This is a genomic window from Variovorax sp. P2_H12 (genome assembly GCF_056403395.1).
Map to the genome: position 1 here is coordinate 1 of NZ_JBFUFO010000143.1, position 548 is coordinate 548.

The 548-nt window shown below is 69.2% G+C and carries 1 protein-coding gene and 1 pseudogene; one reads left to right on the top strand and one right to left on the bottom strand.

Going from position 1 to position 548, the window contains the following annotated elements:
- Window positions 1-311 (top strand): hypothetical protein (locus tag AC1DYK_RS35560; RefSeq protein WP_478170547.1); only part of this gene is annotated, 311 nt, incomplete at its 5' end.
- A 1-nt stretch (window position 312) separates the two neighbouring features.
- On the opposite strand, the pseudogene AC1DYK_RS35565 reads toward AC1DYK_RS35560, so the two are convergent.
- Window positions 313-548 (bottom strand): annotated as a pseudogene (locus AC1DYK_RS35565) (hypothetical protein); the annotation flags it as partial.

Consider the following 548-nt stretch of genomic DNA (forward strand, 5'->3'; position numbering starts at 1 on the left):
TGGTCAAGCGCTGCACGTCCCGTGTCAGGCGGGTCGAGCACACCTCCACCAGCGGCACGGGCCGCCGGAAGAGGACCCGGACCTGGTACACCGACGACTCCTACAAGGACTGCAAGAAGGTCCAGCAGGGCACTACGCGCTACACGCGTGTCGTCCGCCGGGCGCGCTGGTGCGTCGAACTCGACAACGTCGGTGGCAACTCCACCAAGGACGACGTCTGGTACGAGGTCGAGTCGGACGTCTACCGCAGGGCCACCCAGCTCAAGGAGGGCGCCAAGCTGTCCTTCACCCCGCTGCGCACAGGCTGCTGATTCACGCCGACCGGTCGAGGTAGTCCACGACGGCCCGGCTGTCCGTGGCCGGGGTGATCAGACCCACGTGGTTGTCGGGCCGGACCAGGACGAGGGTGTCCTCACCCGGCACGATCCCGTACGCCGAGTGGGCATGACCCCCGTCGTCGGCCAGGCCGTCCGTGCTCGCCGGGTCCAGCGCGTACGCCCGCAACGCGTCGCCGTACTTCTCGGTCGCCTCCCGCAGTGCCTCAGCCG